Below are 16,486 nucleotides of genomic sequence, written 5' to 3'. Positions count from 1 at the left end.
AGAGCATCAAAAACTAATATTTTAGATTTTTCAAAAAGTATTATTGGTGATTTTGATCGAGAGGCAAAGAAAAGAAACATTGATTTTTCATTGACAACAAACAATCCTGAACTGGACGTCTATATAGATCGAAATTTAATGGATAAAGTATATTTTAATTTGCTGTCAAATGCCTTTAAATTTACTCCTGAAAACGGTCAAATTTCGATTATGATAAAAGAAGATAAGCCTAAAAGCATCGTTAAAATATACTTTAAGGATTCCGGTATAGGGATTCCGGAAAATGAATTGAAGGAGGTTTTTAACGCTTTTTATCAAGGTTCAAATAATTATAGAAACAGTTCCGGGATTGGACTTCATTTGTCAAAAAGTTTTATCGAGTTGCACAAAGGAAGCATAGAAATTAATTCTAAAAATGGAGCCGAATTTATAATTACATTACAATTAGGAAAAGAACATCTTGATGAAAAATCCATAATAAAGGAGCCTGTTCTGGATTTTGTTCATGAGATGGATTATCTGGACTCAGAGGTTATCCAAAATGTAGAACCAAAAAATACCGAAGATAAATATTCAATCTTATACATAGAGGACAATAAAGAGCTTTTAGATTTTGTATCTCATAAATTCTCAACAGAATATACCTTTTTTGCTTCTGATGGGACCAATGCGATTGAGCGGGCATTAGAATTAATTCCGGATATTATTATCTGTGATTTGAATTTACCTGAAAAGAATGGTTTTCAAATTTGTGAAATACTCAAGAAAGATTTAAGAACGTCCCATATTCCTATTATAATACTTACCGCCTCAGATGATCAGGAATCCTATTTAAAGGCTTTAGAAAGCGGAGCCGATATCTTTTTGACAAAACCTTTCAATTTAAAAGTACTGGCTCAATCGATAAAAGGATTGCTCTTTAATAGAGAGAAACTTCGATTTTATTATACCAATAATATTTTAAATATTGAGGATGGCGATTTTGGTGTTTCTGAACAAGATTTTCTAAGAAAGTTGAATGATCTTATTGAGAAAAACTTGGATGATTCTGCCTATACTGTTGAAGATCTTGCGCGAAGTTTAACTATTTCGCGGGTACAATTGTATCGAAAAGTCAAAGCTATATTGGGAATTAGTGTCAGTGATCATATTAACAATATGCGGTTAGATAAATCAAAAGAGTTGCTGAAAAAGGCGGACTTAAACATTTCAGAAATTGCTTATGCAGTTGGTTTCTCCTCCCCAAATTATTTTTCCACTTCCTTTAAAAATAAATTTGGGGTTTCCCCGAAAGAATATAAAAGTAAAATATAGGTATTTTTTTCTATTGATCTACCTTGATTTAAAAACCTGATATGGGATAAACAAATTGTAAAATAATGTATATTTGTTTAATGCTTTAAAGTATCATTTGACATTTAATATAAAAATGATATGTGATTTCTGCAAAAAAACTAATGCAATTGGAGGCATTCATAAGTCTGAAAACCTATTAGGACTTTATAGAAATATTATATTCGTAAGATTGTTTTTACGGATATGAATTCAGAAAAATCAACTACAAGAATAGCTATTAATTACTCTAAATATTTTATTTTAATAAACCATAAATCGTATGTCAAGAAGAGTTTGTTTTATACTGCTGGCAGGTTTCTTATGTATACTGAACTCCTGTAACTCATCAGAGGAAGACGAGGATGTGATAGCAATAGGATTTTCACAAAGTATCTCTGAAGATAATGGTTGGAGAACATCCATGAACCATGCTATGGAGGTGGAAGTCTCACTTCATCCGGGAATTAGTTTGAAGATTTATAATGCCAATCGAAAGGCGAAAACACAGATCGCCCATATAGAAAAGATGATTAAGGATAAATCTAGCGTTATAATAATTTCTCCTTTTGAATCAGATTCTATTGTTCCGGTAATCGAGAAAGCCAAAGCTAAAGGCATTCCGGTAATCATTGTTGACAGAAAAGTCAATACTCCAAATTATACAGCATATTTGGGAGCAGATAATATTGAAGTGGGGCGATTAGCCGGGAAACATATCGTTTCAAGTTCGAACGGACAAGCCAATGTGATTGAAATCAAAGGAGATCTTAAGATTTCGCCGGGATTAGAAAGAAGTTTAGGATTTAAACAGATTGTTAAGCAATATCCGGGGATTAAAGTTTTTACTATTGATTCAGATGATTTTGGACATCCTAAAACAAACTATATAAAGTTATTGGACAGTTTGCCCACTATAGATTATGTATATGCTTTTAATGACATAATAGCTTATAATGCATGGAAAATTGCCAAAAGTAAAGGATTAGAGAAGAAAATAAAATTTATAGGGGTTGATGGCCTGAACGGTCCGTATGGTGGAATTCAATTAGTTAAAGAAGGGGCTCTGGAGAGTACTGTTTTGTACCCGACAGGAGGTAGTGAAGCCATTAAACTGGCATTAAGGATACTTAATAAAGAGATTGTGCCTAAAAATAACAAGTTGAATACCATATTGATAGATTCTCTTAATGCGGATATAATGAGTAATCAATTTGATAAAATAACAATCCAACAATCTGATATTGAACAACAACAAAGTGTTATAAAAAACCAGGAAAAGAAATACTCTACTCAGAATAATCTTCTGAAACTTTTAATTTCTTTATTTGTAATTGTGCTAAGTTTAGCGATATATAGCATTTATTCTGGAATCACAATTCGTCGTAAGAAGAAAGAATTAGAAGAAACAAATAAAAAAGTTGTTAGTCAAAGGAATGAAATTGAAAAATTTTCTGAAGAACTAAAACTAAGTAACGAAGCAAGACTTAATTTTTTTACCGGTTTGTCTCATGAATTCAAAACGCCTTTAACGTTGATATTGAGTTCCATAGAATCTTTGGGAAACGAATTTAAAAATAAAGGGGCTTCCGTGAATAAGGAAATTAATCTGATGTATAATAACTCCAGAAGATTACTCCGGTTAATCAATCAATTATTAGACTATAGAAAAACAGAGGATCAAAAATTTATTCTGAGAGCATCAAAGACTAATATTTTAGATTTTTCGAAAAGTATCATTGGTGATTTTGATAGGGAAGCAAAGAAAAGAAATATTGATTTTTCATTGACAACCAACAATCCGGAACGGGAAGTTTATATAGATCGAAATCTAATGGATAAAGTCTATTTTAATCTGTTGTCAAATGCCTTTAAATTCACTCCTGAAAAGGGTAAAATTTCGATTGCAATAAAAGAAGATAAAGGCAATGGTACCGTTAAAATTTACTTTAAAGATTCGGGTATAGGGATTCCGGAAAATGAGTTGAAGGAGGTTTTTAATGCTTTTTATCAAGGTTCAAATAATTACAGAAATAGTTCTGGAATAGGACTTCATTTATCAAAAAGTTTTGTCGAACTGCACAAAGGGAAAATAGAAATTAATTCAAAAAATGGAGCAGAATTTGTAATTACATTACCATTAGGAAAAGAGCATCTTGATGAAAAATATATAATAAAAGAGCCAATTCTGGATTTTGTTCATGAGCCGGATTATCTGGATTCGGAGTTTATTCAAAGTGTCGAACCCAAAAGTACCGAAGATAAATATTCGATTTTATATATAGAGGACAATGAGGAACTTTTGGATTTTGTGTCTCATAAATTTTCAGCAGAATATACTTTTTTTGCTTCTGATGGTACCGATGCAATTGAAAGAGCATTGGAGTTAATTCCAGATATTATTATCTGTGATTTGAATTTGCCTGAAAAGAATGGCTTTCAAATTTGTGAAATACTCAAGAAAGATTTAAGAACGTCACATATTCCTATTATAATACTTACCGCCTCAGATGATCAGGAATCCTATTTAAAGGCTTTAGAAAGCGGAGCCGATATCTTTTTGACAAAACCTTTCAATTTAAAAGTATTAGCTCAATCTATAAAAGGATTGCTCTTTAATAGAGAAAAACTACGGTTTTATTATACCAATAATATTTTAAATATTGAGGATGGTGATTTTGGTGTTTCTGAACAGGATTTTCTAAGAAAGTTGAATGATCTTATTGCAAAAAACTTGGATAATTCTGCCTATACTGTTGAAGATCTTGCCCGTAGTTTAACTATTTCACGAGTACAATTGTATCGAAAAGTTAAAGCTATATTAGGAATCAGTGTCAGTGATCATATTAACAATATGCGATTGGATAAATCAAAAGAGCTGTTAAAAAAATCAGACCAGAACATTTCAGAAATTGCTTATGCAGTTGGTTTCTCATCACCAAATTATTTTTCCACCTCTTTCAAAAATAAATTTGGAGTCTCCCCGAAAGAATATAAAAATAAAAAATAGATTTTTTCTATGGAACCACTTTCTTCTTGCAATAATAGCGTAACATAATTATAATTCATGTAACATAAAAGCAACTACAACGAAGTAGTTGCTTTTATGTTTTTATATTTAATTATTTGATATACAGTTAATTAGTAGTTTTTAAATAGTTTTTAGAAGCATTGTATGAAAAAGCAACATCCTTGAGATAAAAGCTAAATTTTTGCGGATATCTTAGCAGTTCAATTTAATTTTTTAATATAGTTGAATTTTTTAGTTGATTTTAATTCCCTCTGTAAAAAAGTTAGAGAACGACTAATCGTTATTTAATCAATTAATAAGAAGGTTTCGACTTATTTACATAAAAAACAACTAAAGGTTTAATGTTAGCAGGGTCGAATTCCCCTCTTGAGAGTCCCGAGGCTTCGGGATAGGGGTGTGTTTTTTGTTTTAAAGGCAACTATCCATTTGATGATATTAGTGTAAAGTTATCACAGCTGTTAAAAAAAACAGACCAAGTACAAGTTCATTAGACTTAGCATTGGTATTTATGTAAGTAACTCGAAGAAGGTTTTTGATTTCTTAACTAATCATTTTTATAAAAATTATTTAACCTCGGGGTGTTGAGTGTCTTTAGGATATTTGATAGTTCTCGTAAATCAACAAAATATGAAAATATGCCTTAAGTTTTTATGTCTTTTTCTTTGTCATGCAATGTTTTATAATTGCAGTAACGATAATTAATCTGGAACTGAAAATATGGAAAAAGCCAAACAATACAACAGAGAAAAGTCGGCTAATTTTTTTCGAACTCGATTATGATGATACCAAGTAGACGGATTTTCGCATACCAGCGGGTTGGGAAGTGAATGGCTATGGTTTGCCAATTTATGTGAACTAGCCTTATGATTTTGCCGGTCATAATTTGCGTTATGCAAAAAGGAATACAGGATTTTGAAAAAAAACACGTACTTCAGGAAGGATTTAAACAGTCAGGAAATCATGCAAAAATAGAGGAGCTGAATAAGCTGTTAAGCACCTTTAATTTAAAAATGTTAAAAGAGATTCCTTCAGAAAAAATAATTGATGAAGTAAAATCAAAATTGAATAAATTCTAAACATAAATGTAAAAACTTTCTTGAGTTCGAGAATGGACAGTCTTTTAAGATAGGGATGTCTATAAATTAGGTTTCTAGCATGTGAATATTTAAATAAAAAACAAATACTATAAATTATGAAAAAACAAATTTTTAGCCTTATCGTAATGGCACTCTGCTTGAGTAATGGAAGTATAGAAGCACAAACCAAATCAGCTAGTGGTTCTTTATTGGCACCAACACCGCCGATGGGTTGGATGACTTGGAACTATTTTGCTGATAATTTTAATGAAAAAGACATACGCGAAATGGCAGATGCCATGGAAAGTAGTGGTATGGTAAAAGCCGGTTATGATTATCTGTTTATCGACGATGGGTGGCAGGGCGGAAGAGATAACAGAAACAACATTATTGCCGACCCTAAAAAATTCCCTTCGGGTATAAAAGCACTTGCGGATTATGTGCATAGCAAAGGATTGAAATTAGGAATCTATTCGGATGCAGCGTCGTTAACCTGCGGGGGCTATACTGCCAGTTTGAATTTTGAAGAACAGGATGCGAAAACTTTTGCTTCTTGGGGGATTGATTATTTGAAATACGACTATTGCGGCGCTCCCGATGATATGGAAATTGCCAAAACACGTTACAAAAAAATGGCGGATGCTTTGCGCAAAAGCGGACGTGATATTGTGTTGGGTATTTGCGAATGGGGTGACCGCAAACCTTGGCTTTGGGGAGGACAGGTTGGTGGCCAGTTATGGCGTACAACTGGTGATGTCAGGGATAAATGGAGAAGTCTTAAGCCAGTGAAAACAGCTAAAGAATTGCATACTGAGGGAGCCGGAATATTAGATATTGTAGATTTTTCCCAAGATTACGCATCCTATGCTGGACCTGGACATTGGAATGATATGGATATGCTCGTGATTGGGCTTTATGGTAAAAAAGGACCTTCGGGTGATTTTGGTGGAGTTGGGTGTACCGATGCCGAATACCAAAGCCAGATGAGTCTTTGGTCTATCATGAATTCTCCATTGGCAGCATCTAACGATGTTCGGAATATGAATGCCGAAACCAAACGTATTTTATTAAATGATGAGGTAATTGCCATCAATCAGGATGCTTTGGGCAAACAGGCAGTTTGTAAAATCAAGAATGACACTTGGAGCGTATTTGTAAAACCATTGGCAAATGGTGATTCTGCAATCGCAATTGTAAACCGTTCTGAAACCATCCAGAAATCAAAAATAAATTTTGCCGAATTGGGATTGAATGAAACCTACGAAATAAAAGATTTGTGGGAACACAAAGTGATTGGCAAAGGCAAAAAATGGAATGGAAAAGTGCAGCGTCATGAAACAAAGATGTTTCGACTGAAAAAAGTGTAATACATGCGTACCAAAAACAAAGTTCTTCTATTCGTATCTCTTTTTACGTCTGCGTCTTGCATTTATGCACAAACTGATCAGGAGATCAAATTTGATGCACCCGCAACTCATTTTACTCAGTCCATGCCTTTAGGAAATGGGCATTTGTGAGCTATAGTTTATGGCAATCCTACTAAAGAGCGTATCATGTTGAACGAAAACTCGATGTGGTCGGGTGGAGTCGAAAATCCGAATAGAGATGATGCTTCACAGCATTTACCGGAAATCCAACGTTTGCTGAAGAAGGAAAAAATAAGGAAGCCCAGAAGTTGTTGCAAAGCTATTTTGTCAGTGCTTGTCAAGGTTCTGCTTATGGAAATGGAGCAAAGGCAAGATTCGGCTGTTGCCAGATTTTCGGAAATTTGTTGATTAACTGGAAAGATAGCGTCAGAACAGTTTCTGATTATAAAAGAACATTGCATCTGGATAAAGCCCTGGCTGTAACCGAGTGGAAAAAAGACGGCATTACTTTTAAAGAAGAAGTTTTGAGTAGTGTACCGCAAAAGGCGATAATCATTCGCTTAAGCGCCACCAAATCCAAATCCTTAAATTTTAAGGTTATATTGGATCGAAAAGAAAATGCGAAATTCTTTTCGAATGGAAACACCATTACCATGACCTGGCAGTTGCTGGGTAGTGATGGCGATTTAGGAATTCGTTTTGCAGGCTACGCCAAAGAGATTGCTATTAATGGAAGCAAACTGATTTCTAAAGAACAAATGAAATTAGAAATCTTTGAATATATTGAAATTTGGTACAATCGAAAAAGAAGACATTCTGCTTTGAATTATAAAAATATTGAAGAATTTAACAATCAAATTAATTACAAAATGTAGCTTAACTTAATGTGCAGTTTTTATTTGCATATCCATTCTCGTAAACCATCAAAATATGAAAATAAATCTTAAGGTTTTATGTCTTCCACTTTGTTTTGTATTATTTTATAATTGTAGTAAAGATGATAAACCGGTAAATGGAAACCCTATTGTAGGAACAAATGCTCCAGCTTGCCAAACAGCTAATGAGTTAGACAGGGTGTATGTAACTTTCTTTAAACCAACATTAGGTTGGGTTGGTGACCCTATACCATTTTATGAAAATGGAAAATTCCATATTTTCTATTTGCAAGACGCAAGAAATACATTACCTACGTTTCATCCTTGGTATAAAGTAACTACGACTGATTTTGCGTCATTTGCAGACAATAGCGAAATGATTCCTGCAGGAAGTGCTACCGATCAGGATGGTGCATTGGGAACTGGATCGGTTTTTAAATTGAATGGTGTTTATTATGCATTCTATACAGGGCATAACGGAAACCTTGATCCTAAAGAAAAAATTATGCTTGCAACGTCTACGGATTTAAAAACTTGGACCAAAGATTCTTCCTTTTTATTGCAGGCTTCTTGGGGATATGATCGCAATGAATTTAGAGATCCAATCGTGATAGAAGATAAAAGTACAGGAACGTATAAAATGTTGATTGCGACACGTTCTGAGGTTGGTTTAGTTTCTAACAGTACTGTACCATGGCGAGCAGTAATCGCTCAATACAGTTCTGCCAATTTAAGAGATTGGACTTTGGAAAAGCCATTTTATGAGGATACAACTACCTTTATAACAGAATGTCCTGATGTATTTAGTATGGGTGATTATCAGTATTTGATCTATTCTAATATTGATGATCGAATGGTACACTATAAATACCGTCTGCTAACAGCCAATACTTGGATTACTCCTGTAAATAATAAGTTAGATGGAATTGCTTTCTATGCTGGAAAAACAGTTACCGATGGTATAAACCGTTATATAGCAGGATGGTGTCCTACTAAAAACAAAAACAGTGATGCCGCTATTTTTGATTGGGCTGGTTCGCTAGTGACACATCGCCTTATTCAGCATGCAGACGGAACTTTTGGTGTATCTATCCCCGAGGGTGTAAATAACAAGTTTGTTACAAGTGAAGTTTTAAATCCGGTAAAGGATTTCGGAACTGTAAAACAAGGTGATGCATATACATTGAAGGCTAATGGCATTGAAAAAGCATTTTCAGTGTTTGACAGAAAAACGGGAGCATTTAAGATTAAAGCACATATAAAAGCGACATCATCCACTCAATTTGGTTTTGAATTTGGAGCGTGTGAAACACGAAGCGAAGTATTTGCCATTGTATTCGATTTAGCCAAAAATCAATTAAGACTGGATAGAGTCTTTAAAAGTAAAGCTCCGCTAATTCTGACTCAATTACCGTTAACCGTTTCGGCCAATAAAGAGTTTGATGTTACCATTGTATCTGAAAATTCAGTATGCGTTATATATATTAATGACGAAATAGCTTTTACGAACCGGATTTATAAAATGAATCAAAATCCATGGGCTATTTTTGCAGATAATGGAGAAGTAACTTTTTCAGACTTAAAAATTTTTAAATAAAAGTGGGCTATAGTCAATGTTTATCTGCAGCGTTTCCAATCTTTATTAGCTTATGGTATAAGGCTCAGTGAAGAAATAAATTCAGTTCGTTTTTAAAGCACGTTTATAAAAGAGCGCACGTTTTCTATTTACTTAATATGACTGTCCGTTACTAATACCAATGTAATTAATTTTGTCATTTCGACGAAGGAGAAATCTCATTAGTTGCTCTCGTTATGTGATTTCTCCTTCGTCGAAATGACAAAACAGCTAAATTTATTCATAAGATGTAGCTTGGTACAAGTACCGGACAGTCATATTACTTAATGTTAAGATCAGGACCATCAAAATCTAATTTTGATGGTTTTTTTATGGAAAAAGGTCGAAAAACAATCGAAAAATCAAGTGAAGCCTGCGGGGCAGGAAGAATGTATAGCGATGACCTTTTCGTTACGGAGCTATCCGAATGGTACCAATGAAAAGCTAAACTCTGCATGGTTTTGGGAAACCGCTGTGCATGTAAGCCATAAGATGGTGTGCCGGAGGACGACAATGTTAAATGACTTTGTCTGTGCTTTAATGGGGCTGTTTTCTTTAGTCGTTGGATTTAATTCTTCAATACCTGAGTTCAATTTTTTTGCTGAAGCAAAACGGAACAAAAAATATATTGAACCGTTTTTAATTCTCAATTTTCTTATTCTCAATGCAATTTTCTGTGAATCGATTTATAAAAATGCTTTAGGTTTTATGGTTATTTTGTATTTCATCCCCGCAATTTTTTTTGAAATAAGGTAATAGTGTGAATTGCTTAATAAATTCGTTTTTTTTATCGATTATTTTTATACTTCTTTTAAAAATAAATTTAAAATTTCATTAAATGAATAAAATCCATCAAGTAGGTTTTTTTTTAATTGAGGAACATCCATTATTTTTTAAAACGGGAGTAACATAATTATAAGAAGGGTAACATAATCAAACTATAACGAAATAGTTCTTTATTTGTTTTTAATGGTAATGTTCTTAAAAACAAGTAGTTATGATTTTATTTCTGATCCAATAGCAGTATTAAATGAAATTGTAACATCCTCAAAATACAAGCAAAACTTTTGCGGATATCTTAGCAATCTAATTTAATATTTTTTGATAATGAAAAAAATTGTTGTTTGGTCTCTGATTGCATCATTAGCAGGATTCCTTTTTGGTTTTGATACAGTTGTTATTTCTGGAGCTGATAAAAAGCTACAATCTTTATGGAATTCCTCTGATGCTTTCCATGGAACAGTAGTTATGGGGATGGCTTTGTGGGGTACCGTTTTTGGAGCAATATTCGGAGGGATACCAACTAATAAAATAGGAAGAAAGAATACATTATTATGGATAGGAATTTTATTTTTCATTTCTGCGATTGGTTCTGCTTTTGCAAATGATCCAATTGTTTTTGCTGTATTTAGATTTATTGGGGGGCTTGGTGTTGGAGCGTCTACAATTGCTGCACCAGCATACATATCTGAAATTGCGCCAGCAAAAGATAGAGGTAAATTGGTTGCTTTCTATCAATTTAATATTGTTTTAGGAATTCTGATTGCCTTCCTTTCCAATTATTTGTTAAGAAATACCGGTGAAAATTCATGGAGATGGATGATGGGAGTACAAGCAATTCCTTCTTTTATTTATACACTATTTATTTTTATGATCCCAAAAAGTCCAAGATGGTTGCTGTCTAAATCCAGAAATGAGGAAGCTAGAAGTGTTTTACAAAGAATGTATCCTGGTGATGATGTAGAAAAATTGATTTCAGAAATTCATCTTGATAATAATTCAGTTACTGCCAATGAGAATATTTTTATGAAAAAATATAGAACGCCTTTAATCCTGGCTTTTCTAATCGCATTCTTTAATCAATTATCCGGGATTAATGCTTTCTTATATTATTCGCCCAGAATTTTTCAAGAAGCAGGTTTAGGAGAAAGTACCGCTTTGTTGAGTAGTATAGGAATTGGTGTTGTAAATTTAATTTTTACCCTAATAGGTGTTTTTCTAATTGATAAACTGGGCAGAAAAGTCTTAATGTACATTGGTTCAATAGGATATATTATTTCCCTTAGCCTTGTAGCTATGGCTTTCTTCTTGCATTGGCAAGGAATGGCAGTTCCAATCTTCTTGTTCTTATTTATTGCTTCGCATGCAATAGGTCAAGGAGCAGTAATTTGGGTCTTTATTTCAGAAATTTTCCCAAATCATCTTAGAGCATCCGGACAAGCTTTTGGGAGTACGACACACTGGATTTTAGCAGCAATAATTCCATCTCTTATTCCATTTTTATTTTCCACGATAGGTCCAGGAGTTGTGTTTTTGTTTTTCGCAATAATGATGGTTTTTCAACTCTTGTTTGTAGCAGTTTTAATGCCGGAAACCAAAGGAATTTCTTTAGAAGAATTAAGTAAAAAATTAATAAAAAAAGAAAACTATGATTACAGTAACTAAAAAAAGATACTTCTTGTCGATATGTTGTGCAATGGGATTACTGGCTTTATTTAGTTGTAAAGAATCTTCGCTTTTGGATAAAAAAGTATATACAGAGGAAGAACTTTACAGACCAAACTTTCATTTTGCACCAAAAAAAGGATGGATGAATGATCCCAATGGAATGTTTTATTATAATGGATATTACCATCTTTTTTTTCAACACTATCCGGATTCAAATGTATGGGGGCCAATGCATTGGGGACACGCTATAAGTAATGATCTTATCACTTGGACAGAAAAACCAATAGCTATTTATCCAGATGAAAAAGGGTACATTTTTTCGGGAAGTGCTGTAGTTGATTTAAAAAACACCTCTGGTTTTGGTAGTTTGCAAAACCCGCCCATTGTAGCCATGTTTACCTATCACGATCCTGTAAAAGAGAAAGCGGGTAAGACCGATACACAATCACAAGGGATTGCTTATTCGTTAGACGAAGGATTGACTTGGACTAAATATGAGAATAATCCAGTGATCAAGAATATAAATATTCCGGATTTTAGAGACCCAAAAATGATTTGGGATAATATTCACAAGCAGTGGTTAATGGTCTTGGCGGCAGGGGATAAAACCATTTTTTATGCATCAAAAAACTTGAAAGATTGGGAATTGCTTTCTGATTTTGGAAAAGGTATTGGGGCTCATGGAGGTGTTTGGGAATGCCCAGATTTTTTTCCAATGCTTGTAGATGGTTCTGATGAATATAAATGGGTGCTTTTATTGAGTATTAATCCAGGAGGACCTAATGGAGGTTCGGCCACTCAATATTTTGTTGGAGATTTTGACGGTAAAACATTTAAACTGGATGAATCCTTTTCTCAGGATTTGAAACAGCATAAATCGCTTTGGATTGATTATGGCAGAGATAATTATGCAGGTGTTACTTGGTCAAATATCTCAGAGACAGATGGTAGGAAGTTGTTTACGGGTTGGATGTCCAATTGGCAATATGCTAATAAAGTTCCTACAGAAAAATGGAGAGGGAGCATGACGCTACCAAGAGAATTAAAACTTATAAAAGCAGGAAATCATTTCAGAGTTTCTTCTCAGCCGGTTAGAGAATTACAAAATTATGTTTCAAAAACTATAAAAAAAGAGGTGCTTAAAATTAATGAGAAAAAAACCGTATTAATTGATAAGTCACTGGTTGATTTATCAAGATTAGATATTCAATTTACAATGAAGAACTTGAAAAAAGACGTGTATACTTTTTCACTTTCCAATGATTCTAATAACGCAATACATTTTGGTATCAATAAAAAAGAGAAGTACTTTTTTATTGATAGAAAGAAGTCTGGGGATTTGTCTTTCTCAGATGTTTTTGCAAAGCAAATTTCTAAAGCACCATTTACCGAAGATTTTGATAAAATGGATGTAAGAGTACTAATTGATAAAACCTCAATCGAAGTATTTTACAATAACGGACAAACAGTTATGACCGAAATATTTTTCCCGGAAAAACCAATGGAAACATTTTCAGTCACTAAAGAAAATTTCAATTTCACTATTGAAAATTTAACAATTAACCAACTAAATTTTAACTAAACTATCTAAATTATGAAACGAAAAATCATCCTCTATTTAATTTTAATGGGTTCCTTTTTTTCACTTACGGCCCAGAACATAGGAATAAAAGGAGTGGTGACCTCTTCCGATGACGGAATGCCACTCCCTAGTGCATCTGTTACAGTATCCGGAACAAAAATTGGGGCTGCAACTGATCTCGATGGTCATTATCAACTGAACAATGTAGATAAAAATGCTACTTTGGTATTTAGTTTTACTGGTTTCACAACTCAGACAATTAAAGTTAACGGACAGGAGTCCATCAATGTTGTTTTAAAACCGGAGTCAATAAGTTTAACCGAAATTGTTGTAGTAGGATATTCAAAGGAGCGAAAAGTAGATGTAACAGGAGCCGTTACTGTAGTAGATTTAAAACCTATAACAGGTCAAAGTATGAGCTCTGGAAATGCTATGCAAGCCTTACAAGGTAGAGTTGCCGGATTGACTATTGAAAAATCTGGTGACCCAAGTGGAGCGAACAGCAGAATATTAATCAGGGGGGTAAGTACGCTGGGAAATACAGATCCATTGTATGTGATTGATGGAGTTCCTACGGTAAGACCGGAAGTATTTGCCAGTTTAAATCCAAGTGCAATAGAATCTGTTCAAGTATTGAAAGATGCCTCTGCTTCCTCTATTTATGGATCCAGGGCTGCAAACGGTGTTATCATTGTAACAACAAAGAATGCTGCAAAAGGGGTGACGAGCGTTTCTTACGGGACTAATGTCTCAGTGCTTTCTGAGAAAAAGCAACGATATAAAATGCTTAATGCACTGGACAGAGGTAAGGTTTTGTGGCAGGCATCAGTAAATGATAATGCAGATCCAACTGGTGGGTATGGCGAAATATATAATTTTGACTGGAATAATGATTTTAATAACCCAGTGTTAAACAGCGTAACCGTTAAGCCTTATGTTGGTGGTGATACCAATGTGCCTGTCGGAGATACGGATTGGCAGGATACTGTATACAAAACGGGATTGCTTATTAACAATGATTTATCGGTATCCGGTGGATCTGATAAAGCAAATGCGGTATTGAACATGGGGTATTTAGATAACTCAGGAATGTTGAAATATACCAATTATGAAAGGTATTCAGCCAGACTTAATGCCAATTTTAAGTTGTTCAATGATAAAGTTAGGTTTGGTGTGAATTCTCAATTTACACAGTCTAACGAAAGAAGTGCTTCAACAGATATAGGTAGTTCTCCAGTGCCAGCTTTAGCAATAACATATGCGCCTACAATTCCGGTTTATACTAATTCGGGAGATTTTGCAGGTTCATCTGGGGCAGGATATTCCGATAGGAATAACCCTTTATTGATGCAATATCTAAACAGATGGGATAACAACAGAAAAATGTCTTTGTATGGAAATGTCTTTACAGAAATAGATATTTTGAAAAATCTTACCTTCAGAAACAGTGTTGGTATTGATTTTAATGACTTTAGCAAAAAAGATATTGAGCCAACTGTAAATAATGGTTCTGTTAACAGAACATCAAATAGTTTGGCTTTCGATACCAATAAATATTCAAGTTTAACGATTTCAAACACGTTAAGCTATAACCTGAAAGTTTCAAATCATAAAATTGGAGTAGTTGTAGGTACAGAATCGACTAAAACCGATTTGAATACTTTATATGCTCGCGCTGAGGGATTTGCAGTAGAGTCAGAATCTTATTTTACACTTTCTGCCGCTACAGGAGCCAGAACAAATAATGGTTTTTCTACAGGTAGCAGACTGCTTTCTCAGTTTGGTAAAGTGAACTATGCGTTCTCAGACAGGTATTTGGCTACATTCACCATAAGAAGAGATGGTTCGTCAAGATTTGGACAAGACAACAGATATGGTATTTTTCCGGCCGCTACTGTAGGTTGGAAAATTAATAATGAAGAATTTTTAAAGAATATTAAAGCAATCTCAACCCTTAAATTGCGTGCTGGTTATGGAGAAGTGGGGAATCAATCCATTGGTGACAATGCTCGTTTTGGACTATATGAAGCTAGATACGGACCAAATCAAAATGTATTTGATCCATGGTTTTTCAATATCTATTATAATGTTGGAACTGCCTATGATTTGAATGGAACTAATACAGGGAATTTACCTTCTGGTTTTGTATCGATACAAGCCGCTAATTCAGGGTTAAAATGGGAAACTACCAAAGAGGTTAACGTAGGTCTTGATTTTGGTTTTTTCGAAAATAAATTATCGGGTTCATTTGATTATTTTTCAAGAAACACAGTAGGGATTTTAATTAAACCGCCAGTTGCATCTGCTGTAGGAGAAGGGCAACAACGTTTCGTAAATGGAGCTTCAACTGCAAATAAGGGTTGGGAACTTACAGTGGGATATGCTGATAAATTAGAAAATGGATTGTATTTTAATGTTTCCACAAATTTTGGTGCAACAAAAAATAAAATAACAGATTTACCCGAAGAAGTTAGGGCAGCTTATCCTGGGACAGCCATAAACTCCATAATTGGTCATTCACAATTTGAAATTTTCGGTTTTAAAACGGATGGCTTATTCCAAAGTCAGGCAGACATCGATTCTCATGCAACTCAAGTAGGTTCTAGACTGGGAGGTATAAAATTTGTTGACATCAATGGTGATGGGGCTATAAATTCTGATGACAGAACTTTTATTGGTACAACACTTCCAAAATTAGAATATGGTATTAATATTAGTTTAGCGTATAAGAATTTTGACTTCTCCGTTTTTGGTTCCGGAGTAGCAGGAAGAATTGGAGTTGATCCTTATATTTACTGGAACAATTTTGTTCAAGGTAGAGAAAATGCAGGGCCAGGAACGTTTAACGCTTGGACGCCAACGAATACAAATACGGATGTACCGTCTCTTTCTTTGGCACATAATGACACCCAGACTTCAGATTATCTTTTTAGAAATAATTCCTATTTTAAACTTAGAAATCTACAAATTGGATATTCTCTTCCGGATAGTTTAGTAGGCAAAACCGGATTTATAACCAGATGCAGAGTTTATGCACAAGGGGAAAATCTATTTTGGTTTACTCCAAAGGGCTATATAGGTTCCGATCCAGAGCGAACAGATGTTAACAGAATACCAGTGCCTACTACTTTGTCATTAGGTGTAAACTTTAATTTTTAAT

Annotated in this window: 9 protein-coding genes and 2 pseudogenes; all 11 read left to right on the top strand. The window is 34.0% G+C overall.

Features of this window, described 5'->3' with window-relative positions; all coding sequences use genetic code 11:
• Positions 1–1,314, top strand: a 1,314-nt coding sequence (locus tag FNW38_RS14990) for a hybrid sensor histidine kinase/response regulator transcription factor (RefSeq protein ID WP_144066705.1), incomplete at its 5' end; no start/stop codon positions are given.
• 301 nt (positions 1,315–1,615) lie between these two features.
• The gene (locus tag FNW38_RS14985; protein WP_143386072.1) at positions 1,616–4,342 is read left to right on the top strand and encodes a hybrid sensor histidine kinase/response regulator transcription factor; all 2,727 of its coding nucleotides are present in this window, start codon (positions 1,616–1,618) and stop codon (positions 4,340–4,342) included.
• A 911-nt stretch (positions 4,343–5,253) separates the two neighbouring features.
• Positions 5,254–5,439 (top strand): hypothetical protein, encoded by a 186-nt coding sequence (locus tag FNW38_RS14980; protein WP_143386073.1) that lies wholly within the window; start codon positions 5,254–5,256, stop codon positions 5,437–5,439.
• Between the two features lie 116 nt (positions 5,440–5,555).
• Positions 5,556–6,806, top strand: coding sequence for a glycoside hydrolase family 27 protein (locus tag FNW38_RS14975; RefSeq protein WP_143386074.1), 1,251 nt, complete (start codon positions 5,556–5,558; stop codon positions 6,804–6,806).
• Positions 6,807–6,992: 186 nt separating this feature from the next.
• Positions 6,993–7,519: pseudogene (locus tag FNW38_RS14965) on the top strand (glycoside hydrolase N-terminal domain-containing protein); the annotation flags it as partial.
• A gap of 18 nt (positions 7,520–7,537) precedes the next feature.
• Positions 7,538–7,681: pseudogene (locus FNW38_RS18015) on the top strand (IS3 family transposase); the annotation flags it as partial.
• A gap of 55 nt (positions 7,682–7,736) precedes the next feature.
• Complete coding sequence (locus FNW38_RS14960) at positions 7,737–9,278, top strand: glycoside hydrolase family 32 protein (RefSeq protein ID WP_143386077.1); 1,542 nt, start codon at positions 7,737–7,739, stop codon at positions 9,276–9,278.
• 339 nt (positions 9,279–9,617) lie between these two features.
• Positions 9,618–10,052, top strand: coding sequence for a hypothetical protein (locus FNW38_RS14955; RefSeq protein WP_143386078.1), 435 nt, complete (start codon positions 9,618–9,620; stop codon positions 10,050–10,052).
• A gap of 351 nt (positions 10,053–10,403) precedes the next feature.
• A complete protein-coding gene (locus FNW38_RS14950; protein WP_143386079.1) occupies positions 10,404–11,741 on the top strand; it encodes a sugar porter family MFS transporter in 1,338 nt (445 codons plus the stop codon).
• The gene (locus FNW38_RS14945) at positions 11,725–13,326 is read left to right on the top strand and encodes a glycoside hydrolase family 32 protein (protein ID WP_143386080.1); all 1,602 of its coding nucleotides are present in this window, start codon (positions 11,725–11,727) and stop codon (positions 13,324–13,326) included. The genes FNW38_RS14950 and FNW38_RS14945 overlap by 17 nt, the downstream gene beginning before the upstream one ends.
• A gap of 12 nt (positions 13,327–13,338) precedes the next feature.
• Positions 13,339–16,485: a SusC/RagA family TonB-linked outer membrane protein gene (locus FNW38_RS14940; RefSeq protein WP_144064767.1), complete on the top strand. Its 3,147-nt coding sequence runs from the start codon at positions 13,339–13,341 to the stop codon at positions 16,483–16,485.
• Position 16,486 lies beyond the last annotated feature (1 nt).

Origin of the sequence: Flavobacterium gawalongense (assembly GCF_007097265.1) — a bacterium.
Taxonomy (GTDB): domain Bacteria; phylum Bacteroidota; class Bacteroidia; order Flavobacteriales; family Flavobacteriaceae; genus Flavobacterium; species Flavobacterium gawalongense.
The sequence above is the reverse complement of the archived record's forward strand: the minus strand, read 5'-3'. Positions and strand labels throughout refer to the sequence as shown.

Excerpts from the sequence above, each read along its gene's own strand:
- FNW38_RS14950 (WP_143386079.1), top strand. The coding sequence starts at position 10,404 with ATGAAAAAAATTGTTGTTTGGTCTCTGATTGCATCATTAGCAGGATTC.
- FNW38_RS14940 (WP_144064767.1), top strand. The coding sequence starts at position 13,339 with ATGAAACGAAAAATCATCCTCTATTTAATTTTAATGGGTTCCTTTTTT.
- FNW38_RS14945 (WP_143386080.1), top strand. The coding sequence starts at position 11,725 with ATGATTACAGTAACTAAAAAAAGATACTTCTTGTCGATATGTTGTGCA.
- FNW38_RS14960 (WP_143386077.1), top strand. The coding sequence starts at position 7,737 with ATGAAAATAAATCTTAAGGTTTTATGTCTTCCACTTTGTTTTGTATTA.
- FNW38_RS14985 (WP_143386072.1), top strand. The coding sequence starts at position 1,616 with ATGTCAAGAAGAGTTTGTTTTATACTGCTGGCAGGTTTCTTATGTATA.
- FNW38_RS14955 (WP_143386078.1), top strand. The coding sequence starts at position 9,618 with ATGGTTTTTTTATGGAAAAAGGTCGAAAAACAATCGAAAAATCAAGTG.
- FNW38_RS14975 (WP_143386074.1), top strand. The coding sequence starts at position 5,556 with ATGAAAAAACAAATTTTTAGCCTTATCGTAATGGCACTCTGCTTGAGT.
- FNW38_RS14980 (WP_143386073.1), top strand. The coding sequence starts at position 5,254 with ATGCAAAAAGGAATACAGGATTTTGAAAAAAAACACGTACTTCAGGAA.